This window comes from Bacillota bacterium, from assembly GCA_040755295.1.
In the GTDB taxonomy this organism is placed as follows: domain Bacteria; phylum Bacillota; class Desulfotomaculia; order Desulfotomaculales; family Ammonificaceae; genus SURF-55.
This window is the reverse complement of sequence record JBFMBK010000007.1, coordinates 37,676-60,492: the sequence shown is the minus strand read 5'-3', so window position 1 is coordinate 60,492 and position 22,817 is coordinate 37,676. Positions and strand designations below refer to the sequence as shown.

Annotated in this window: 17 protein-coding genes and 2 tRNA genes; 2 read left to right on the top strand and 17 right to left on the bottom strand. The window is 52.4% G+C overall.

Annotation, left to right across the window (positions count from 1 at the left end):
* Positions 1–110 precede the first annotated feature (110 nt).
* The 11 genes from era to AB1500_06865 form a co-directional block, all read right to left on the bottom strand.
* Complete coding sequence (gene era, locus AB1500_06915; protein ID MEW6182894.1) at positions 111–1,160, bottom strand: GTPase Era; 1,050 nt, start codon at positions 1,158–1,160, stop codon at positions 111–113.
* A complete protein-coding gene (gene cdd / locus AB1500_06910) occupies positions 1,157–1,540 on the bottom strand; it encodes a cytidine deaminase (GenBank protein MEW6182893.1) in 384 nt (127 codons plus the stop codon). The genes era and cdd overlap by 4 nt, the downstream gene beginning before the upstream one ends.
* Positions 1,541–1,667: 127 nt before the next feature.
* A complete protein-coding gene (ybeY, locus tag AB1500_06905; protein MEW6182892.1) occupies positions 1,668–2,126 on the bottom strand; it encodes an rRNA maturation RNase YbeY in 459 nt (152 codons plus the stop codon).
* Between the two features lie 435 nt (positions 2,127–2,561).
* Positions 2,562–4,682 (bottom strand): HDIG domain-containing metalloprotein, encoded by a 2,121-nt coding sequence (locus AB1500_06900; GenBank protein MEW6182891.1) that lies wholly within the window; start codon positions 4,680–4,682, stop codon positions 2,562–2,564.
* Between the two features lie 215 nt (positions 4,683–4,897).
* On the bottom strand, positions 4,898–5,863 hold the full coding sequence (locus AB1500_06895; GenBank protein ID MEW6182890.1) for a PhoH family protein: 966 nt from the start codon (positions 5,861–5,863) through the stop codon (positions 4,898–4,900).
* A gap of 18 nt (positions 5,864–5,881) precedes the next feature.
* Positions 5,882–7,084 (bottom strand): sporulation protein YqfD, encoded by a 1,203-nt coding sequence (gene yqfD, locus AB1500_06890; GenBank protein ID MEW6182889.1) that lies wholly within the window; start codon positions 7,082–7,084, stop codon positions 5,882–5,884.
* 115 nt (positions 7,085–7,199) lie between these two features.
* On the bottom strand, positions 7,200–7,466 hold the full coding sequence (gene yqfC / locus AB1500_06885) for a sporulation protein YqfC (GenBank protein ID MEW6182888.1): 267 nt from the start codon (positions 7,464–7,466) through the stop codon (positions 7,200–7,202).
* Positions 7,467–7,902: 436 nt separating this feature from the next.
* Entirely contained in the window at positions 7,903–8,088 is a 186-nt protein-coding gene (gene rpsU, locus AB1500_06880; GenBank protein ID MEW6182887.1) for a 30S ribosomal protein S21, read from the bottom strand.
* A 150-nt stretch (positions 8,089–8,238) separates the two neighbouring features.
* Entirely contained in the window at positions 8,239–8,583 is a 345-nt protein-coding gene (locus AB1500_06875) for a histidine triad nucleotide-binding protein (protein ID MEW6182886.1), read from the bottom strand.
* A gap of 79 nt (positions 8,584–8,662) precedes the next feature.
* Positions 8,663–9,961, bottom strand: a complete 1,299-nt coding sequence (mtaB, locus tag AB1500_06870; GenBank protein ID MEW6182885.1) for a tRNA (N(6)-L-threonylcarbamoyladenosine(37)-C(2))-methylthiotransferase MtaB — start codon at positions 9,959–9,961, stop codon at positions 8,663–8,665.
* 12 nt (positions 9,962–9,973) lie between these two features.
* Complete coding sequence (locus AB1500_06865; GenBank protein ID MEW6182884.1) at positions 9,974–10,834, bottom strand: 16S rRNA (uracil(1498)-N(3))-methyltransferase; 861 nt, start codon at positions 10,832–10,834, stop codon at positions 9,974–9,976.
* Positions 10,835–11,126: 292 nt separating this feature from the next.
* Here AB1500_06865 and AB1500_06860 point away from each other — a divergent pair, with 292 nt between their 5' ends.
* The gene (locus AB1500_06860; GenBank protein MEW6182883.1) at positions 11,127–11,480 is read left to right on the top strand and encodes a DUF2512 family protein; all 354 of its coding nucleotides are present in this window, start codon (positions 11,127–11,129) and stop codon (positions 11,478–11,480) included.
* Between the two features lie 68 nt (positions 11,481–11,548).
* On the opposite strand, the gene AB1500_06855 is transcribed toward AB1500_06860, so the two are convergent.
* Complete coding sequence (locus AB1500_06855; protein MEW6182882.1) at positions 11,549–15,127, bottom strand: PAS domain S-box protein; 3,579 nt, start codon at positions 15,125–15,127, stop codon at positions 11,549–11,551.
* An 867-nt stretch (positions 15,128–15,994) separates the two neighbouring features.
* Between AB1500_06855 and AB1500_06850 the strand changes: the two genes are divergently transcribed.
* The gene (locus tag AB1500_06850) at positions 15,995–18,193 is read left to right on the top strand and encodes a PAS domain S-box protein (protein MEW6182881.1); all 2,199 of its coding nucleotides are present in this window, start codon (positions 15,995–15,997) and stop codon (positions 18,191–18,193) included.
* A 613-nt stretch (positions 18,194–18,806) separates the two neighbouring features.
* Here AB1500_06850 and AB1500_06845 read toward each other — a convergent pair.
* The 5 genes from AB1500_06845 to AB1500_06825 form a co-directional block, all read right to left on the bottom strand.
* Positions 18,807–18,882 (bottom strand) — tRNA-Glu (locus AB1500_06845).
* Between the two features lie 130 nt (positions 18,883–19,012).
* A tRNA-Gln gene (locus AB1500_06840) sits at positions 19,013–19,086 on the bottom strand.
* 59 nt (positions 19,087–19,145) lie between these two features.
* Complete coding sequence (gene gltX, locus AB1500_06835) at positions 19,146–20,627, bottom strand: glutamate--tRNA ligase (GenBank protein ID MEW6182880.1); 1,482 nt, start codon at positions 20,625–20,627, stop codon at positions 19,146–19,148.
* A gap of 199 nt (positions 20,628–20,826) precedes the next feature.
* A complete protein-coding gene (locus tag AB1500_06830; protein ID MEW6182879.1) occupies positions 20,827–22,077 on the bottom strand; it encodes an Rne/Rng family ribonuclease in 1,251 nt (416 codons plus the stop codon).
* 30 nt (positions 22,078–22,107) lie between these two features.
* Positions 22,108–22,797 carry a TIGR03936 family radical SAM-associated protein gene (locus AB1500_06825; GenBank protein MEW6182878.1) on the bottom strand — a complete coding sequence of 230 codons (690 nt, stop codon included), beginning with the start codon at positions 22,795–22,797 and terminating at the stop codon, positions 22,108–22,110.
* Between the last annotated feature and the right edge of the window lie 20 nt (positions 22,798–22,817).

Below are 22,817 nucleotides of genomic sequence, written 5' to 3'. Positions count from 1 at the left end.
TTTTTCAACTCATATAACAATTTCCACTCTAGCAGTCTGAAGTCCGTATGTCAACTTACTAAATACGCTGCAATACCATGCAGAAACCCCTGCGCCGGGTCCCATGCCCGTTAATCCTGCTGGTAGCCGAAATGGCCGAGAAATGTTCCGTTCCGGCGCCAGTTGGGCTTGACCTTCACCCAAAGGTCCAGGTAGACCCGGGATCCGAAAAGAGCCTCAATCTCTTCCCTGGCAAGCTGACCGATATTCTTAAGCATCTGCCCTTTGCGGCCCACAATAATCGCTTTATGTGAATCCCTCTCGGTGTATATCACCGCCCGGATAAACAATACTTCACCGGGAGGACGCATCAGAGCTTCGTTCCCGGCCTTTCGGCCAAGAGATTCGGGGTTTATTGAGCTTTGTGCATCCGAAACCCGGGTGATTTCCGGCCTTTTCCCCCCGGCATCCGGCATCCCCGGTGAACCGTCTTTTCTTGCCTTGCCTCCTGCCCGCAGTTCCATTTCTTCGACCGTGACCGTCACCCCGTGCGGGACCTCTTCCCGGGCCAAGTGCAGGACTTTCTCACGAATCAACTCCGCGATCACCACTTTCTCGGGCTGGTCGGTGACCTCGTCGGGTGGATAGTAGCGGGGTCCCGGAGGCAGGTGGGAAAGAATAACCTGCATAAGCCTGTCCGTGTTTTCGCCCGAAAATGCGGATAAGGGCACAATAGCTTCGAAATTATGTTTCTGCTGCAGGTCGGCGATGAGAGGAAGCAGTGATTCCCTGGGCATCAGGTCGATCTTGTTAATGCAAAGCACGACAGGGGTTTTCGCACTTATCAGACGTTCAAGGATATACTCGTCACCCGGTCCGAAGGCGGCGTTCGCCTCCACTAAAAACAACACGAGTCCCACTTCCCGGAGGGTGTTCAGCGCTACCTTCACCATGTATTGACCCAACTGGTGCCGCGGCTTGTGAATACCCGGCGTATCGAGGAAAATAATCTGGGCGTCAGGAAGGGTCAAGACCCCCTGGATCCTGTGCCGGGTGGTCTGGGGCTTATCTGAGATAATAGCCACCTTAGAACCTACCAGCCGGTTTAGCAGCGTGGACTTCCCGACATTCGGCCGGCCGATAATGCTCACAAACCCGGAACGGTGATCGTTTTCGCTCATTTCCCGAAAGCCTTCGGCAACAACGACTCCAGCCTTTCCTCCTCGTATTCGCCCATCGCATTTGCCATCAAGACCCGCACCGAAGGACCAAATTCACGAAGAACCTGGCGACAGGCGCCGCACGGACGGCAAAAACCTTCCCGGTTCCAGGTCACGGCAAGTACTGTGAAACCCCGATGCCCGGCGGTTACCGCTTTCGCCACAGCCACCCGCTCAGCGCAGATCGTCACGCCGTACGAGGAGTTTTCTACGTTTGCCCCGGTAAAAATCGCGCCGTCCCCTGTTTGAAGCGCCGCCCCGACGCGGATGCCTGAATACGGGGCATAGGCGCCTTCGCGAGCCGCGAGAGCCATTAAAATCAGCTCAGAGTCGTCCGACATTTTGTACCTCCCCCAAAAATAAGCGTTCTTCCGTGAGGCGTGTCGATGAGTTTCGCATTACTTCTCCATTTTCAGATTTCTTTATGCAGCAACGCGGCCCGGGCGACTCCTTTAAAAATAAAGTTTTTCATGCTTGATTTCCTATTCTACTCAGCATCTCTTCTTCCCGGGCTCTCATCAATGCCTCTTCTTCGTCCGTTTGGTGGTCGTAACCCAGGATATGGAGTGTTCCGTGAATGACAAGCTGCGCCACTTCCATCGCCAGATCGCGCCCCGAATCCGCCGCCTGTCGCGAGGCGGTCTCGATTGAAATCACCACGTCACCGAGGAGCAGCACTGTCGTACCGTCCTCCTGCGGCTCCTCCTCCCCCATAGAAAAGGAAAGGACATCGGTAGGTTGGTCCATCCCGCGATACTTCCGGTTAAGTTCATGAACCTCGGCGTCATCAAGAAAAGTGACGCCGAGTTCCGCCTCTTTCGGAGCCGCGTTCAAAGTCAAAGCGGTTTCAGCGGCACGTTGGGCGGTCGCCATCAACTCCTCCGTCACCGGTATTGTATCCTGCAGATTTTGTACTATTACCGTCACCCGGATTTTCCTCCCCATACAATAAGCGTTCTTCCTTAGATCGTGGGCGATAAGCGTCGCATTACTTCGTCAGGCTCACCGGCCGGGTCCTCACATATTTCCCTCACGCTCCGGCCCGTCTCCCATCACTCAAACTTATCCTGGCAAAAAAACAAGCGGTTTTGACGACATTTAGCGTTTTATGAAACTGCTACTTTCCTAGTTGAATTGAGTGCTAGATTCCTGTACCGCTCGCTCTTCGTCACGTTCCGTTTATGTTACTCTTCTGCATCTGATAACCAGCTTACGGGTCGCCCCATTTTCATTCTTCATTTGGACCGCCCTCGGCGGCATGTCGAACTCCACTGAAAATAGTACTTCTTTTGCTTGTCGCGGCGTTCGTTTATCTTTCACTTTTGCTTTCGTTAAGACGCCGGGAATCCCCTCCGATAATACCTATTTCTCGTCCTGTCGCGGATACTCCACCCTGTGATGGAAGATGCCGCTCAACACCCTGGCGAACGCGCCGCCGATTAATTCGAGATCCCTGAAGGTAAGCGCGCACTCGTCAAGCTGCCCGTCCTGCAGCTTGTCTTTAACAATGCGGTGTATCAAGCCTTCAATCTGTCCCGGCATCGGCTGGTTCAGTGATCGGACAGACGCTTCAACCGCGTCGGACAGCATAACGATCGCCGCCTCGCGTGTCTGGGGCTTCGGCCCGGGGTAACGGAAATCCGTTTCACTCACCAGGTCCTTCTGGTCCGACTCCAGCGCCTTCTGGTGGAAGAAACCCACCATGCTCGTACCATGATGTTGTTCGATAACCCCTATTATCTTTTCCGGTAATTTGTTCTCACGCGCAAACTCGATCCCGTCCTTGACGTGGGAGGTGATGATGAGCGTTGACAGCGTGGGCGCAAGTTTGTCATGCGGGTTATTCTGTCCCATCTGGTTTTCCATGAAGAAATACGGCCGCCGGAGCTTGCCGATGTCGTGGTAATACGCGCCCGCCCGTACCGTAAGCACATCCGCACCGATCGCCTCCGCGGCGGCTTCACCCAGATTGCCTACAATTATGCTGTGGTGGTAAGTACCCGGCGCTTCCATAAGCAGACGCTTCAGCAACGGCTCCCCCGGGTTGGTCAACTCCAGCAGTTTCACCGGCGAGGTTATTCCAAACGTATATTCAAGAACCGGTAAAGCGCCGTTCGTCAAGATTGAAGAAAGTAGACCGTTTATGAGCCCAAGCCCGATGCCTACCGGGAGAAGCACCGACAGCGGCGTGCCCGAAGCAAGTCCTACCGTCAGCGCCGCCAGAATGGCCGCAACGCTCACATAAAGGCTTGCCCGGACTAAGTCACCCCGGCGACTCAGGTGAGAAACGCTGTACACGCCTGTAATACCGGTCAGGAAACCCACCAATACAAAACGAAGCTGGTTGTCCGTCATTAACCCGGCAAAAATAGCGGTCATGAATACCACCATCAATGCGATCCGCGAATCAACCAAAATGGCGATCAGCATCCCGGCCGTGGCCACCGGCACGGCATATCCCAGTTGTGAGGTCACCCCCGTCCACTGCCTTATATCGATGGCAAAGACGATCTTAGCTACCAGAAGCACCCCCACTATAACCAGAGAGATCAGGTAAAGGTGCATCGGATCAAGGTAAACCTCACGGTGCTGCTGAAAAAGATAATAGAATAAAGCGCCGACCAACAAAAGGACCACAAAGGAAACCCCTAATATCGCCCCCACGCGGAACGTGGATTGGTAAAGCCCTGCTGCCTTCAGCTTGGCAATATGTTCCTGTGTAACGACTTCCCCCTCACCGATTATCTTTTCCCCCGTCCGTACGGTAATTTCTACAGGCTGTACCGCATCCATCGCTTCCTGCTGCAGTTTTTCGGTGCGGGCGGCGTTGTAGAAGCTGTTCGGACGGACGGTATAGAGTATTATATTCTGCGCAAAAACCTCTTCCGCAGGTTCCAGGCTGAGCAGGCCGAGCCTGTCATTGAAGGTTTTTTCAACACTCGTCAGATCCTCCTGACGAATCCCGGGAGGAGCCATCACCTGGTCGACGATACGGTTCAATTCCTGGTTAAGACGCTTTAAACGGGCTTCCGGTATCTCAAGAAGCGGCTTCAGGGTTTTGTCCGGCAATGTGAAGGGAAGCGCTTCTTTGAGGGCCGTCTCCTTATCCGCCTGGTTTTTCTCCTGTTGTTTTCCGACTACGATAACCTTGCGAATCAGCTCCGCTATATCCTTCTTAACTGTTTCGACCACCTTTGGGTCGACGTCGTACATCTTCTGAACCTTATTTGCAGCTTCCCGCCGGAGTTCGTCGGTCCGTGCCTTGTCCTCAAACACCGCCGAGCGCGGGGCCTTGATGGTACGCGGAGCCACCTGCCCGGCCTCCAGGCTTACCCTTTCAGGATAGAATTTGACCGCGATCAGCAGTGTAAGAGCAATAAATAAAAACAGGGCCGCTCCCGCCCGTTTCAACCTCGGTTCTTTAAACGTCGTTTTAAATTTATCGGATAGAACGCTCGCCCGTTCGGCCAAGCGACTCAGCACAAACTTCACTCCTTATCGGCTTGAAACTATTCAGGCACTTCGTTGGGCGCGGCGACAGGCTGCGCATAGCCGTTTCAGAAGTCAGAGTAATCCGGGGAAAATTCGCATTAGCGAATTTCTACGAAGATTCCGACCTCTAACATCCTGTATCCGACATCTGTTTTTCTCTGCTTGCATCTCACCGCGTTCCGCTAGTGTAATACAGGTCTGAATAGTTACTTATCGGCTTTTTCGCCTGCCGATTCGTATGCTTGAATAATCTCCATCACCAGCGGGTGCCTTATGGTATCCGCCCCTGTCAGGAACTGAAAGGAGATGCCTTCCACCCCGCTTAGTATCCGGTGGGACGCGATCAACCCGGACTCCTGTCCCCGCGGGAGGTCTACCTGCGTAACATCGCCGGTAATCACGGCCTTGGAGTCAAACCCCAGTCTCGTAAGAAACATTTTCATCTGCTCGGGCGTGGTATTCTGAGCCTCATCGAGGATGATAAATGCATCCTCAAGGGTGCGGCCGCGCATGAACGCCAGAGGCGCTATTTCGATCACCCGCCTGTCAAGGTAACGCTCGGTGTTTTCTAGCCCCAATACGTCGTAAAGACTGTCATAAAGGGGGCGAAGGTATGGATCAACCTTCTCCTCCAGTCCTCCGGGTAGAAAACCGAGCCTCTCACCCGCCTCCACCGCCGGCCGCGTAAGAATGATCCGGCTTATCTTTTTCTGGCGGAGCCAGACCACCGCCATTACCACCGCCAGATACGTCTTTCCGGTTCCCGCCGGTCCGATTGAAAACGTAATATCATACCGGCGCATCGCCTCCACATAACGGCGCTGTCCCGCGGTTTTCGGACGCACCTGCTTGCCGCGCGGCGTCGTAAGCAACACGTCTCCCAAAGACTTCTCCTCGGAAGCCTCACCACTCTTCACCGCTTGAATAACACGGCTTAAATCCTGAGGTGTGATCTCTCCCCGCATTTGGAAGGAATCCTTTAACCTGTTCAATATCTCCTGCCCCTGTTCGGCCTGAAACGGCGTCCCCATACATACAAAATCGCCGTCACGCAAAACCATCTTAACACCTGTGGCTTTTTCGATCACCTTAAGGTTTTCATCAAAACGCCCGAGAATCTCCTCGGCTGCGGTCTGGTTCTCAATCGGTACCCTGATTTCAATCTCTGTCAAACTGTATTACTAACCCCCTCAAGGATTAAAGTCTTTTACCACACCTATTTCTTCGAGGACTTCCGCCTTAAGCCTCACCCGGACCAGGCCTTCGGGCTGCGCCGTACGGATTTCCTCCACGTTTTGCCTAAGTATAAGCCTTTGTCCCGGTAAGGAAGAGCTTACGGCCGACCGCGCCCTTTTTTCCGCAAGCTCTCGGGCCTGGGCCCGGCTGCGCCGGGTTTCATAAGGTACAAGCTCAACGTATTCTTTTATTATCAGTTCCACGGGAACGCCAAAATTCCTCCATTGCATAGGCCTTTTTGACGTCTTCCGGACCTTGAAGGATCGAAAAGGCGGTTGTCTTGGACCAACCAGCCTGATTTCACGTTCTCCTGTCTTTATAAACAAGGTCCGCGCAACTTTTCCATCCCGGCTGCCTTTTTCCAACAGTGCCGCCTCCCCGTAACCCTGATACCAAACACGTGCCCGAACGAGCCCCTTGGCCCGTACATAAACGGGCGGGCCGGGAACAGTCCCGGATTCCCCAACCTCTTCCGGAACCACCACACCCGATATCAATACCTGTCCCGCAATCACCGTGTCCCCTTCGCTGACCAGGGGCTGGCCTTCAAGCACAAGAAGCTCTTTTACCAGACCCGTCTTTCGGGCGACGACATGCGCCGGGGTTGTCGGGAACCTCACCGGCAGCTTTTTCTCCGCTATGGTGACCCTGGCCTTGCTGCCCTGTACATCAACCCCGACCCAGGCGATGTCGGGCAACTTCTCCATTATCAACTGTTCAACTTCCGTCTCCCGGACACGATATCTAAGTGTACCGGTCTTTAAACCGGCTTCAGCCGCGACCCGGCGGACAACCGCCGGATCCGTCCTTTTCGCCCCGTGAACCTCGACCGACCAGACGAATGAAGACAAAAAGTACAACACAGCGAAAAAGAAGAGCGCCCCGCCATACAACGCCTTGCGTTTACGCATGCTCCAAATCATAAAAGGAAGTCCCATCTTCTCCGTTACCTTAAAACTGCAGGCCGTGCGGCGGGCTATATGCCTCAAAGAACCCACGGCGCCGAGGCGGACCCGGAGGATCAACCTTTCTTTGTCCAAACGGGCTACGTCCCAAAACTTAATACCACGGCTCACCGCCATGTTTATGAAACGTTCAAGCGCCCTTCCTTCGACTACTAGAGAAACATAACCTCTCAGGTAAGAAATGAAGCGCAAGATCAACCCTCCTAAAACAGAAGTCGCGAGTCTCGAGTTACGGGGTACGAGTTGCGAGTTGGAAGCAAGAAACCCGGAACGCGAAACCCGGAACTCGTCACTCGCAACTCGCAACTTAACTGAAAGTCACCCCCTGAATTTCTCCCTCAACCGCCACCTCGTCGGCGGCGATACTGCGAATAACCAGGTTCCGGCCTGACACAATCACTTCACCTACCTGTACCAGAACCTTGATTGTCTCCCGGCTGTAAGCCAAAATACCCCGGTGATTTTCAATTAAAACATGGACATTTCCCGTAATGATGATTTTAGGGAGGTCCAAGGCCACGTCACTTGGTAACTCCAATACGCTGACAGCCTTCCTTTTAATTTTTTGCTGCATATCCCGAAAATGCATAAAAAAATCCCTCCGCAAGAAGGCCGTTTTATTACTGCGAAGTAAGGGGGACAGTCAAGAGTTCCTTCCAGCCCGCAGTCCCTGCTCCGGGACACATTTAAGGCCGACTAAAAGATTTACGGCGCTCCTATAGATCTCTATGCCCGTGGGAGAGATAAAATAAAAAATTATCGACGCAAGCAGAACGTGAAAGCGGCCTGGGCAGCGCTGAACGTACCAAATTCAGATGACGGAAGCCAAAGATCAGAGTCAGACCCAACAGAGTAATTCGCAACAGCGAATCTTCGAGAAATTCAACTTCTTACCGCCTACACCTGACATCCGAAAGCTTATCTACGCTCCTGTAGGGAGATGCCTGAATGCTAAAAATAAAAAAGTTGCCTTATGTACAAGGCAACTTTTTGTTCAGAGTTATTAGTCCCTAAGTGCTAAACGACCGTCGCCGCCGCCGAGCCGCTTCGGACTTCTTTTTCCGACGCACGCTCGGTTTTTCGTAATGCTCATGCCTGCGGGCTTCAGCTAAAATGCCGGCCCGTTGGCAGGATCGCTTAAACCGCTTAAGGGCGCTGTCCAAGGTTTCGTTTTTGCCAACCTTAACTTCTGCCATACCACCCCTCCCCCCGCTCAAATAACTTAACAACACGGGGGTTGAACCCCAAACTAGAACTAAAAACAGAACTGTCCGTGATTCTAAGAAAAACCAATTGCCAGTAGTAATAAATATAAAAATTTTAGCCTAAATTCTTGGTCCTGTCAACTATCCGGGCGGCCATCCGAAAGGACGTCCGGCGATCAGGTGGAAGTGAAGGTGGAAAACCAACTGCCCCCCACCCCGCTGGCAATTGGACACCAAGCGGAATCCCTTTTCGGTCAGGCCCAAGCTCTGTGCTACGCGCGTGGCAACCTGGTGGAGCTTGCCCACCAGGATTTCATCCCCCGGCTCCATGGTGAAAAAAGTGCTGATATGCTTCTTGGGAATAAGCAGTACGTGTATCGGCGCTACGGGGTTTATATCGTTGAAGGCCAGGATGTCTTCATCTTCATATACCACCGTTGCCGGAATCTCTTTGTTGATTATCCGGCAGAAGAGACATTCTTCCACGCACTACACCTCCAAAATGTGAATATTCCACATGTTTATAAAAAATCCTTCCGCACTGCAACAGATAGACCCTTTTATTTTAAAAAGAGGAAAATCCGTTAAGAACTCCTTTATCGAACGCAGAGATTTTTACCGGTACGATACGGCCCGCAGATTCTTCCGCCCCCTCAAAAGCAACAGGAAGGTAGTGCTCGCTGAACCCCTCGCAAAACCCTTCGGGACACATCCTTTCCACCAGCACGTGCACCACCCGGCCGACAAAGCGGGCGGCAAAGGCGGCCGTTAAATCCCCGCTTTCCTCAAGCAGCAGACGCAAACGTCTTTCCTTTTCCCGCCCGTGCACCTGGCCCGAAAAGGTCTGAGCAGGCGTACCCGGCCGGGGCGAGAACTTAAAAACGTGAAGCCCGGAAAAACCGGTTTCATGGATAAAAGATACCGTATTTGTAAACGCTGCTTCGGTTTCGCCCGGAAAGCCGACCATCACATCCGTACTAACCGAAACATCGGGCATACGTTCGCGCAGACGACCGACCATAGCCCGGTAATCCGCCGTACGGTACCTTCGGCCCATTAGTCTAAGTATGTCATCGTCACCGCTCTGCAACGGCAGGTGAAGGTGCGGGCAGAACCGCGGTTCATCCGCCATTAAATCACCTAAACCCGGTACGACATTCCCCGGCTCGATCGAACTCAGACGTACCCGGGCGACGCCGGGGAGCTCCAGGATTAGCGAAATCAGCCTATGCAGTCCGACCGTCGGGCTGAGTTCAATTCCGTAGTTTCCGATGTTGATACCGGTCAGGACCAGCTCTTTGAATCCGGCGGCGACTAAACGCTCCGCCTCCTGAAGGACCGCATCCGGGAACCGGCTTCTCAGCGGCCCCCGGGCGTATGGAACAAGACAATAGGTACAGAAATCCCGGCAGCCTTCCTGTATCTTGAGATAGGCTCGCGTCCTGGCCTCAAAAAGGGCGGGGATTTCCTCAAAAGCGCAATCGTCTGTAAAATCGTGAACCCTCACGATCCGGGACCCGGTCGTCATCGCTTTCTCTACCATTTTGACCATTTCTTTGCGCCCACTGGTTCCGATCACTATATCAACACCGGGAATAGCGGCTACTTTTTCCGGCGAAAGTTGGGCGTAGCAGCCGGTTACCACCACCGTAGCGTTTGGATTCCGTCGAACGGCGCGCCTTACGGCCTGTCGTGACTTCTGATCCGCCGTGCCGGTGACGGTGCAGGTATTGATTACATAAACATCCGCCCCCGTCCCGGGGTCGACGATATGATAGCCGTGACCGGCAAAAAGCGAGGCAAGGGCCGCGCTTTCGTACTGGTTCACCTTACACCCCAAGGTATAAAAAGCAACACTCGGCATGTGACACCCCTATCATCCTAATTCGCCGAACGCATGAAGCACCAAGGCGAGTGTGACCATTCCCGCCGTTTCGGTACGAAGGATTCGTTTCCCTAAACTGACCGTTACCACCCCGAGCATACGCGCGGCTTCAACCTCAGCCAGGCTGAAACCGCCCTCCGGTCCGATAAAGATGGAAATACCGCCTCTTCTTTCCGCGGGCGGAACGTTGAGGACGCCCGTCAAGAAACCGCGTAACGAGAGATCCGCTTCTCCCTCCCATGGCATTATCCCCGTAAGAGAAGCGTCATGATGCAGTTCCAGCGCCGCCTGGAAGGAAAGAAAGGATTCCACCGCCGGCACCACGGACCGGCCGCACTGCCTCGACGCATCGCGCGCTATCCGCTGCCACCTGTCCCGCCGCCTTGCAGCCTGCGTTTCATCAGGACGCACGACCACTCTTTCCGTGATAACCGGCACAATGCGGAACGCGCCGAGTTCCGTTGTCTTTTGGACCACAAGATCCATCTTGTCCCCTTTGGGAACGGCTTGAAAAAGCGTAACCTTAACCCCCGTTTCGGTATCCGGCGTAATCTCCCTTACAAGGGCGAGTAATACCGCCTCCTTGCTGACGGTCTTTATGACCGCGCTAAACTCTCTCCCCTGACCGTCGAGAACGGTTACGGCATCACCGGTGCCCAGCCGCAAGACACGCGTAAGGTAGCGCACATCTTCCCCGCGCACCGGAACAACATCTTCCCGCCAATCCTTCCGGGGTATAAACAGCCGGGGGGACCGCCCGGAAGAGCGGCCGCCGTCGCAGGCGCCGTCTGCGATACGTTCGTCTTTCCCCATGCTCTGGTCGTTTCGCTTTTTCGGCCTCTTTCCTGTCAATTCATTTCCTCCCGAAATAACAGCTGCCGGAATTTCCTTTATGACTTTCCTATAATTCGTATACACAACGACGCGGGTAAAACATGGCCACTCTGTCTCTTGCCCCATTATTATATTTTAATTATCACGATAATTCACTGCCATTCGCCTTTTAACGTCAAAAAAGTTCAGCCCGTTAAAAACAGCTCGCTTTTTAGTCCGCAACAAAGCCGCATCTTCCCGCGAGAGCGGGAAGACAGAACCGCCGGATAAAAAAACACCTCCGTGGAAAAAATACATTGGGGGTGAAAGCATGAGTAAGACAGGATCAGCTCTTCTGGTCAAATTGGTCATGACTTTCGTTTTTGCGTCTGCTACACTGGGCTTCATTAGAGGGAATACCTGGGGATGGGTAATTGTTGTCGCCATTATAGCAACCGCCCTTAATTATCTTGTGGGCGACCTGCTGGTTCTTCCTGCTTTCGGCAACATCGTGGCGGCAATAGGTGACGGTCTTATGGGCGTAATAACCGCCTATGTGGTTGACCTTCTTGTTCCGGCTTTTCGGACCACTCTTCTTTCACTGCTTATTTTTGGAGTACTGATCGCGCTTGGAGAGTACTTTTTCCATCAATACCTGCTCCGGTCGGAGAAAGTCGAACCTTAACAGCAGCCCTGCTAAACCCCAACACGGAAAAGGTCAATCCTGCTCAAGGAGGATTGACCTTAGTGCATTTATTCTTCCGAGTTTACTGACTCTTCTTCGATCATTTTTACGAATACTTCAACCAACTCTTCATCGAATTGAGTACCGGCGCACCTTTGCAGTTCATCAAGAGCCTCCTTTCGGTTCATCGCCTTGCGATAAGGACGGTCGTTGGTCATGGCGTCATAGGCATCTGCAATGGCCAGGATCCGGCACTCAAGCGGGATTTCTTCTTCCTCCAGCCCCAAAGGATAACCTTCCCCGTTCCACCATTCATGGTGCTTAAGAATCCAATTGGCAATCGGCGGCAAGTCGGGAATGGACTGGGCGATGCGGTGCCCTATCTCGCAGTGTCGTTGCATTTCGACTCGTTCCTCAGGTGTCAGGGGCCCCGGCTTAAGCAGGATGCGGTCCGATACGCCCACCTTGCCGATGTCGTGGAATAAAGCCAAAAGACGCAAATCGTTTATCTTACTCTCTGGAACGCCTACAGCAGCCGCCAGACTAGCCACCAGGTTTTGCAGGCGATCAACATGTCCTTCGGTGATAAAGTCTTTTGCCTCAAGTGTCTTCATCAGGGTTTGAACGGTGGCGCTGCGGGCGCTCTGGCTGCTGTGCAGCTTTTCCCGGTACATATTGTTGTCGGCTTCTTTAAAAAGGTCGACCATGTTGGCGCCCTTTTCATCGCTTACCGCAAATCCGACAGAAATGCTAAGGGGAACCTCGGGGTTTTGTGTATTGTACGCGGCGACGGCATCACGAACCCTGCGACAGGCTTCTTCCACAATAGTTCTTCCGCTGTTGGGAAGAAGGACGGCGAACTCATCGCCGCCGATTCTTGCAACCATGTCTTCCGGGCGGAAAGATTTACGGATTGCTTCAGCCGCGGCCATCAGCAGCCTGTCTCCGGCACTGTGGCCCAGGGTGTCGTTTGCAAGCTTAAGCCCGTCCACATCACAGACAATCACACCTATCGGGGCATGGCGGCTTCCCTCCAACCGGCGCATCTCTTCTTCGAAGTATGTACGGCTGTATAGACCGGTAAGGTTGTCGTGCAGACTCAGGTGCCACAACTGCTCCTCCATGCGCCGGCGCTCAGTGACATCGTAAAACTGTTCCACTACCATCTGTATCTCGCCATTCTCGTCAAGGATGGGATTGCTCCGGCAGTCCAGATATAAGCCAAGCTCGGGAACGAACTTCTCCACCCTCTCCAACCGCTTCGTTTTCCACGCCCGCTCGGTGGCGCACGGCCGGCACCTGTTAGCTCGGCCGATTAGTTCATAACACCTTTTCCCCTGGGCTTCTTCGGGGGTGAGGTTCAGCAACTGGTAACCGGCCTGGTTCAGCCGAATGATCCGGTGGTCGGGATCCTGAATGCCGACGGCGTCCGGTATGGCGTCCAACACTCCCTCTAAAAGCGCCTTGGCGTTCCCTAACTGCTCCTCCATCTGTTTCCGTTCCGAAACATCACGGGCGCCGATAACAGCCCCGGCTACCCTGTCATTCTCATTAAGCATGTGCGTTATGCTTGCTTCCAGCCAAACATAATGCCCGTCAGCATGCCGGTAACGATATTCCGTCCGCGTTCCCAACCGGGTTTCGATAACCTTTCTAAAGGCTTCCACCACGCCGCTTCGATCATCCGGATGTACGTAGTCGAACACGGTCTTTCCCGGCAGGTCTTGCGGTTCGTACCCCAGGACGTATCTATGCGACGGGCTTATATATTGAAGCTCTCCCTCAACGTCCGTTTGGCTGATGATATCCAGCATGTTGTCCGTAATCTGGCGCAAGCGCGCCTCGTTTTCCTTTAACGCCTCCTCGGCCCGCTTCCGCTCGGTGTTTTCAAGGAGAGAAGCGACGCTCTTTTTCGTCCCCGGGATCATCGCGATGGTAATCAGGACATTCAAGACCATACCGTTCCTGTCAACGAACTCGAACTCGTAATCCCTCGGGGCGGCATCAGGGTCAATCCGGCGCAGGCGATGAAACTGAAGCATTTTAGAAAGCACTCTGTCCGATACAAACTCCGTCCAACTTTTCTTTCCCTGAACTTCCCCTTTGGAAAAACCCGTGAGTTTCTCAAACTCCGTATTTATTAGGGACAGTGTTGTATCTTCTTCGATAATAGCAAGAGCGGTCCCGGTGTTTTCGAAAACAGTCCGGTATTTTGCCTCCGATTCGCGCAGCGCCTCTTCAACCGTTTTGTACTCTGTTATATCCACGGAGTTTCCCAGGGTCGCCTGTCTCCCCTGATATCGGATTGAGCTGACCGTTTCCATCATCCACCTTATCTCACCGTCCTTGGTCAGAATCCTGAATTCGTATGGGACAAGACGCCTGCCCTTCAGCATTTCCACCGCATTCTCCCTGGCCATGCTTCTATCCTCTGGAAAGACCAGTCGGTATGATTCCATGTCCACCAACTCTTCGGGGCTGTAACCGGTAAGTGTTGGGAAACGGGGATTAACAAATTTGAACCTTCCCTCTTGAACAATGTAAATACCGGTCTGGGAGCTTTCCGACAAGGTTTTAAACAATTCCTCGCTCTCCTGTATTTTCCGTTGGTACTGCTCCTGACCGTCCAACATCTCGTTGATCGTACTTGTGAGGCCCGATAGTTCATCCTTGCCGGTCACCGGTATGCGTGCCGACAGATCACCGCTGGCGCCGATGCCGCGAACTTCCTTGCCAAGACGGTCTAAACGGGACAAAACAACCCTTTCTAAAAACAATAAGGCCACAAAGCCGGGTACAAGCCCCAGCATTGCGAAGAATAAGACAAACCGGCGCATGTTATCCCGGCCTAACGAATACAACTCCCGCTGCGTCTCCATCCCTAGTATGAAAGCCGGCTGGCCGTTAAGGTCCTTTACCAACGCATATCCGGTTGCTTTTGCCTCGTCGGCAGGTAGTGACAGAAGATACGTCCGGTTGGTTAACAAACCCCGCGCTTCTTGGAAGTCAGGCGGCATTCGGGGGTCGTCCCAATAATGTCCCGTAAGCGACAAACCGGTGGTTTCCGCGAGTTGCGCAACTACCGAGTCGTCGAGGTATCTTCCCATCACTGCCGTCCCGCGGCTGGGCCCGCTGCCCTGACTGGTCAAGACCGGCCGTGCCGCCACAAGCAGGGGGCCTTCGGGCAGATTGATTATCCCCTTTACGCTCTCTTCCTTACGGAAAACCGGACTGCCCGGAGAAAGGTACTTCTTGAGGCTTTGAGGTACGGGCGTTTCAGTTTTTGTATCAAGATCAAAGCATCCAGCAAATACAATCCGGCCTGAGGAATCGATAAACGCAACTAAGTTGATATCCTGGTTCAAGAACGACGAATCCACAAGGTTTGATTTGATGTATTCACTGTTCTTATTCTCCATAAAAGCGTAGGTATCATCCCACGCGGCCCAATCAGCCAGTTTAACATCCAGGTCTTCCAACAGTCCCGACAAGGCGTTTAACGATATGCCAAGGTTTTTTTCGATTTTCTGATCCTCGATATTGGAAATGCCCTCCATAAGCAGTCTTTGGGATCCGATACTTAATACCGCCACCATGCAAGCCAGTACTACCCCGACGATCAGAAGCGTTTTTTTGCGAAGAGTCATATTAGGGTTCCTCCAGAGGAGTCTAAATTAGTTTCGGAGTACCGGTAATATTAGAAAAAGCCTTAAGGTTACGTTTCATATTAAGAAACACACGCTTCAATAGATCCAACATCTATCGATTATATATTACACGGGCTTAATGCTCTTTAGGAGGCTGTTGCCAAACGGAGCCTGTCTGTTTCAGAAGTCGGGTGCAGGATTTCGGAAGTCGGAGTTTTTGATGGCATTCTCGGTTATGAAATTCCCACGTCAAATCTGACATCTGACTTCTGCCTAAAACCACTGAGGTTGTAAAAACAGTGAAAACCGCCCGTAGTCTCATTGTTCACTCAGGAACGGGATTGCACCTGGCTGCAGGCGGCTGTCCGAATATCTCAGGGGTTGGAACCAAACCGTTCCGTAATGGATCAGGAGTAAATTTTCCAATATCGCCTTTGCACAAGTTATAGACCGAAGATTCTGCATTATGTTAATTGCTTCATAATTCAATAAATTCGTGCTTGCCGGGTTATTTCCTTCATGAACTGACAGATTGTATCAAAAAGCAGGAATAGCAACGATATTTCATGTTTCATGGCGTACGATAACCGCGAAGTCAGTCGTAATTCTCCATGAAGCGGCATACGTCAACATTATTTGGTTATTGCAATAACATACTTTTCCATTAAAATTAAATAATAGCAAGATAAAGCAAATTGAGGACTTGAATACACTGACTAAGAAACAGTATTATGTAATTTTCAGGGCCTTCATGCCGCTTCTCGGTCTCTTCAAGCGCCCATTAATTACATTGTTATTTGCACCTCATTTATTGCGCATGAATGATGTTGGTGTACGTCTTTGCGAAGCCATTGAGGAATGGAAACCATGGAACTAACCGTCGGTCGGCAAACCTGGGGCAAGATTCCCCGCACTAAGAATCTGGGGTTTTTCCTTCTGATATGCATATCGAATTATTTACTCAGTAAAGCCATATTCCCCTTTCTGTCCGCTCATCAGGAATTAGTATGGCACTTCGCGGTGGAAACCGTATGCATTACCGTTGCAGTGACCGTTTTCTTAGTTTCGTGGCTTAATTACGATGCAGAAACCCCTCTGGGCAGGCTTTTTGGATTCGCTTTTCTTCTCGTTGTTATTTTCCCGTTTATGCACATGATTTCGTACCCTTGCTTTTTCAACAAGAACCCCCACCTGTGGGCATGGTTCCGGAATATAGGTCAAAGCGTCGAAGGTCTGGCCTTCCTGGCTGCCGCAGCCGATTATAAAACCGGGCGCCCTAAATCACAACTCCTGGTTCTCAGCCTGGTTACAGCTTTTGCGGTTATTACCATACTGCTCACCTTGCGCAACATCCCGCCGGTCTATACGACAGGCGGCGGGCTCACCCCCCTGGGAACATGGTGGCTGTGTCTCAACTGCAGCGGCTATCTGCTACTCCTTTTATTCAAATGTAATACCGGAAGGGGTGAAGTTTTAAATATTTTTGCCCTTGCCATCCTTTGCGCCGCAGGAACGGCACTATTTACAGCGGAACCTGCAGGCGTTTACGGAATAATGGGACACAATTTTAATCTGTTAAGCCATGTCTTTGTCTTAAGGGGGATCATCTTCCTTTCTTCGAAACACCCATATTCGGAATTGAAGCTGTCAGAAGAACGTTATAAAAAGACTTTTGATGCCAACCCCAATCTAACGGTCATTACCACCTGTAAGGATTGGCGCTTCATTAGCGTAAACGACAGCTTCTACCATTCAATGGGCACATGCCCTGAAAGGGTGATCGGACATAAGGCAGATGAACTTAATATCTGGTTGAGCGCGAGTGACCGCGGCAGAATAGCCAGGACTTTAGCGCAAAACGGGGTGGTTCGCAATCTTGAGGTAGAGTTTCGTTCGGAATCACAAGAAATACATAAAGGGCTTATTTCCGCGGAAATAATTACCTTAAACAACCAGAAATGTATCCTCAGCGTAACGGTTGATATCACCGAACTTAAATGGGCCAAAGACTCCTTAAAGATGAGTGAGGAGCGGTGCCGACAGATCCTTGAAACCGCAAACGAAGGGACCTGGATCATCGACGCCGACAACAAAACTGTCTTTGTCAACAAAAAGATGGCTGAAATGCTTGGTTACACCGTTGAAGAAATGCTGGGGCGTCCCTTACTGGAGTTCATGGAAGACAAATGGGAAGAAATCGCGGAATCCAACATACGGAGGCGCGGGAAAGGTATATGCGAAAAACTCGATTTCAAGTACCGGCGGAAAAACGGTGATGAGCTTTGGACAATCGCGTCCGTAAGTCCTATCTTTAGTAAGGACGGGGAATACTCGGGCGCGTTGGGAATGATCGCTGACGTTACTGAACGGAAACGGTTCGAAAAAGAAATCGCGCGTCTGGACCGTCTCATTCTTGCGGCGGAAATGGCGGCAGCTATGGCCCACGAAATAAGGAACCCGCTCAGCAGCGTCAAAGGTTTCCTTCAATTGGCCGGCATCCGGGAAGAAGGACAGTGTACCTGGTACCGGAACTACTCCGCCCTGATGATTGAGGAACTTGACAGGGTTAATTCCATAATACGGGAATTCCTGTGTCTTACCAGGGATAATCCCGGAAATAAATCCGCCCATAACCTCAATTCCTCGGTGGAAACGCTGTATCCCTTAATAGAGTCGGACGCCGCGGCCGCCGGTAAAGCCATTAAAAAGGAACTGGGGGAAATTCCCGATCTGCTTCTTAACGAAAACGACATGCGTCAGATAATTCTTAACCTGGCCCGCAACGGCCTGGAGGCAATGAATCCGGGCGGTCTGCTCACCATCAGGACTTATGTCGAAGGGAAAGCGGTTGTTCTGGCCGTAGAAGACCAGGGTCCGGGTATAGAAGACGCGGTTCTCGATAAACTGGGCACGCCGTTTTTAACCACAAAGAAGGAAGGGACCGGTCTTGGTCTGCCCGTGTGCTACAGCATCGCTTACCGTCACGACGCAAGAATAAAGGTCGATACAAGCAGCAAAGGCACCGTCTTTTACGTTAAGTTTGAGGCCCCGGAGAGAATGGTTTAGCTGCCGGCACGCAAGGCACCCACCCGCCGGGTGTCGGATAAGATGCCTTCGTTGTTATTCCTACAGGCACATCCTCAGTATCTTTACGATATTACCTCAAGCTTGAAAAATATTATAATAGCTCAACTAGTTCAGGTTATGGTAATATACAATAAATTAATCCTATGTCACCATATTGTGGCAGGTGTACAAGATTGATTCCATCAGAGAGTTTTACTTTTGTTATAATCGTATCCGGAATGATATTTCTGATAGCAGGTTTGCTTTGCAAACCGGGCAGTTCGATTCAACTGATCTTTTGGGTGTTGTTGGCGGGGCTGATGATAACAGAATTCCTGAAGGTGATACAGTTCTATTAAACCACTACTCCCTTCTCTCCTAATTCCAATATACAGAGTAATACTCCTTGAAAAAGTCGATCTGCTTGATGATACCTCCCCGGAACCGGCGGGACAGCTATTCAGGCCCCGTCCGGACACACACTGCATAAACACAGAATATCAGGACACCCTTTCCTAGCATGTCATAAATGGACAGGTTGTCCGCAAAAGGGTGACGGCATAATTCCTTTGTAAAAAAATATCCCCGGCAAGTCGGGGTGTGTCTTTCGAAATGGTAGCGCTAACGGGATTCGAACCCGTGTCTCCGCCTTGAGAGGGCGGTGTCCTGGGCCCCTAGACGATAGCGCCATATAACCGAGTTAAGTTAAGCTTAGACGGATTGAATCTCGGGGTCCGTTCAAGGTTCAACGTTCAAGGTTAGAATAGAATTCTAAATTCTATAATCCAACCTCCGACCTCTCACTTCTAACTTCCCAATTGGCTGCGGGACCAGGATTCGAACCTAGACTACATGGTCCAGAGCCATGCGTGCTACCGTTACACCATCCCGCAATTCACAAAATTTATTATACAATAAAGCTGTTATCCGTGGCAAGAGAAACTGCCCCGAGTTACTTAGGTGCCACGTTTCGCTCGATCCACGCAGCGGCTCGTTGAAGTCTTTCAAGAGTCCGGTTTTTCCCGAGGAGGGCGATAACGTCGAAGAGGCCCGGGCCGACCGTACGCCCCGTTAAGGCCAGTCGTGTCGGATGAATCAGCGTACCGCCGCTTATCCCGCGTTTTTCAATCAGCTCCCGGAAAGCGGTTTCGGCGCTGCTGACTTCGAAAGGCTCCACCGGCGCAAGCGCCTTCCCACCCTCGCGCAGCAGTTCCGGCACCCCCTGCGCAGTGAAGACCTTCTTAACGCCCTTGGGGTCGTAAACAAAGTCGTCCCGGAAAAAGTAAGAGGCCATATCGGCCAGTTCCCGCAGGGTCCGTGAGCGTGAGCGCACCGCTTTAAGCACCCTGAGAAGGTACTCCCGCTCCGTGACCGCAGATTGAGCGCTGACCAGACCAGCTTCCACGCAGAAAGGCAATGCAAGCTCGTATAGTTGCTCCAACCCCATGCTGCTGATATATTGGCTGTTAAGCCAGGTGAGCTTCTGAACATCATAGATGGCGGCATGTTTGGAGACCGCCGCCAAAGAAAACTCCCGTATGATCTCATCGTTGCCGAGTATTTCCCGTTCGTCGCCCGGTGACCATCCCAGCAGAGCCAGGTAGTTAAAGAGCGCTTCCGGAACGTAGCCCTGCGAATGGAACTCCTCCACCCCGGTTGCCCCGTGGCGCTTGGAAAGCTTAGCCCGGTCCGGCGCCAGAATCATAGGAACATGCGCGAAAACCGGTGCGGGATAATCAAGCGCCTGGTAAATCAGAAGTTGCTTAGGTGTGTTTGAAAGGTGTTCCTCCGCACGAATGACGTGGGTGATTATCATCGTGGCGTCGTCGACCACACATGCGAAATTGTAGGTGGGAACCCCGCTGGATTTCATTATAATAAAATCATCCAGCGTAGAGTTCTCAAAGACCACCGAACCCCGTATAAGGTCCTCAACCGTAGTCCGGCCGCTTTCGGGTACTTTTAAGCGGATTACCGGTTTGATACCGGCCGCAGCCTTCCCGGCCGCCTCATCCGCGGTGATCCGAAGGCAGCGGCCGTTATAACGGGGCGCGCGCCCCGCGCGCCGGGCTTCATCCCGATCGGCGGCAAGTTCTTCGGGTGTGCAGTAACAGCGATAAGCAAATCCCGCCGTCAGGAGGCGCTCGGCCTCCCGGCGGTAGACGTCAAGCCGTTCGGATTGGCGGTAAGGACCATATTCACCCCCGACGTCCGGCCCCTCAGCCCAGTTCAAGCCCAACCAGCGTAAACTGTGAATAATCCCTTCTTCTGCCCCGGCAATACGGCGCTCAAAATCGGTGTCTTCCAGACGCAGCACAAACCTGCCACCGTTAGCGCGGGCAAAAAGATAGTTAAAGAGGGCCGTCCGCGCTCCCCCTATATGCAGGCTACCTGTAGGGCTCGGAGCAAACCGAACCCGTACGCCAGCAATCAACTGGTTACACCTCCGGTCATTTCAAACATTTAAAGCATAAGATATGCTTAGGCTCAGACACAAAGTTGTCACAGAATGACAAGAGACCCGAACCCGCCCAAACCGAACACGTGATGCCGGGCTGTAAATGTTTTTAACTACGGCGAGCCCGGTACGAAAGTCAACAGTTCTGAGGATAAGGCCGGCATAAACCGCCTATTTACCCTAACGGCAAAGAATCTGTTTCTTCATCAATGGAAAGACGACCTGTACCCTCGCAATACGGACACGGCTTCAGCAGCATCTCCGAAAGCCCGGGGTGAGCCTTCTTCCTCGTCATTTCCACCAGACCGAGTCTGGTTATTCCGAGGATGTGCGAGCGGACGCGGTCCCGTTTAAGCGCCTCATCTAAAGTGTTCAACACTTCCTGCCGGTGTTTTTCTTCAACCATATCGATAAAATCAATGATAATTATGCCGCCGATGTTCCTCAACCTTAATTGTCGCGCGATTTCACGCGCCGCGTCTAGGTTTGTCTTTACCACCGTCTCCTCAAGGCTTTGCGAACCCACATATTTCCCTGTATTAACGTCTATCGAAGTAAGCGCTTCTGTCTGGTCGAAAACGATATAACCGCCGCATTTGAGCCATACCCTGCGTTTCAACGCCCGTTCAACCTCACGGTCTACACCGTAGGCGGCCATCAAATCCCGGCCGGTTTCCAGTTGAACCCGGTCCTTCAGTCCCGGCCCAAGTTCATCCATGATGGCAAATACCTGCGCCTCAAGCTCGGTAGAGTCGACGATCAAACGCGTGACATCAAGGGTAAAAAAGTCGCGCAGGATACGCGGCAGAAGTTCAATATCCCTGTACAGCGCCCTTGGCCCGGGCTCGCGGCCCTTCCGGCGGATATCTTCCCATTCCTTTAAGAGGGTTTCCAGGTCGTGCTGCAGTTCCCCCTCACCCACGCCTTCGGCCGCCGTCCGGACAATAAGCCCCATTCCGGGGGGGCAAAGATTTACCGCAAGCCGCCGCAGACGTTCGCGTTCCGCAGGTGGTGCGATGCGACGGGAGACGCCCGTATGCTGCATCGTAGGCGCCAGTACAAGGTATCGCCCCGGAAGCGTTATCTGCGTGGTTACCCGAGGCCCCTTCGCCCCGAAGGGTCCTTTCACCACCTGAACGATTACCTCTTGTCCCGTCCGGAGTAATTCCTTTATTCTGAAACGCCGTCCCTGGTTCTCGGCAACAGCCCGCGCGTCATGCACGTACAGAAAGGAGTTTTTTTCAAGCCCTATATCAACAAATGCCGCTTCAATACCCGGCAGTACGTTTTCTACTCTACCCTTAAAAATACTCCCCACCAGTTCCGCACCGGGAGGTTCGAAATAAACCTCGACCGGGGAGTGCTCCTCCAGCACCGCAACGCGGTTGCCCCCGTCCGCTTTCGAAATTATTATCTCTTTTAACACTGTTCTCGCTCCCGTTTTTCCTTGTGACTTTTACCCGAGACTAATCATGCGATCAGCCGTTACGGTAAAAAGGCCGGTTCGGTAATACATAAAATCAAGCGGGTCCGTGCAAAAACCTCCAAACCGGATGAAGGCCCCAATAACCTCTTCCGGACGGACATTCCCCTGCTGGCCGGCTTTAACCGTCATAACCCCGCTGACCCTCCCCGAGGTACATTTAGCTTCGAAACTGAAAATCCCCGGTCTGATGTCGTGTTCCTTTACCTTGCCTTTACCATAACGCGTAATTTTAATCTCCCCTGCATCCAAAACCGCTTGTACCGCTGCCGCAACCGCCTCCGGCGAAATCCCGCAGTCAATCACTCCTTCAATCCGGTATGTTGAGCGGTTTACCACAGCCATCAGCGCCGGCGCGTTCCGCGGTATCCTTCTTACCATCCCTGCGTACAGCCCTTCCGGGAAGGCATCGGAAAGACGCGCCTTCACCGCCTCAGGACTGACCGGCGTCCTGAGATACAGGTCCATCAATTCCCGGCAACCTAATACACCCACGGGCAGCGGTAATGCAAAAACCATACGCGGCCGAGGATTAAAACCTTCCGAGTAACACAACGGCAACGCCGCCCTGCGGAGCGCCCTTTCGAAAGCCCGCACAACGTCCAGGTGTCCTATCCAGCGCACCGGTCCTTCTTTTCTAAAGGTTACCCTGTAACGAAACACAACCGTCCCCCTGTCGCAAA